Below are 228 nucleotides of genomic sequence, written 5' to 3'. Positions count from 1 at the left end.
GAGCTGATCGTCGTCTGACGGGTGGTGCTGGTGCGGGCGGGGTACCCGCGGGGCGGGACGCCCCCGGGCGGTCAGCCCATGGCGACCCACCGGCTGCCGTCGGCCGCGCTGCGCTCGACGGCGTCGAGCACGCGCTGCACGGCGAGTCCCCCGGCGAACGACAGCGACGGGTCCTGACCCGCCGCGATCGCGCCGACCAGGTCGACGACCTGGTGGGTGAAGGCGTGC

Annotated in this window: 1 pseudogene; it reads right to left on the bottom strand. The window is 76.3% G+C overall.

Annotated features, from left to right (window positions below):
* Positions 1-71: 71 nt before the first annotated feature.
* Positions 72-228, bottom strand: a pseudogene (locus KVT14_RS22895) (gfo/Idh/MocA family oxidoreductase); the annotation flags it as partial.

Source organism: Cellulomonas sp. GbtcB1 (assembly GCF_019091725.1).
In the GTDB taxonomy this organism is placed as follows: Bacteria; Actinomycetota; Actinomycetes; order Actinomycetales; family Cellulomonadaceae; genus Cellulomonas.
The sequence above is the reverse complement of the archived record's forward strand: the minus strand, read 5'-3'. Positions and strand labels throughout refer to the sequence as shown.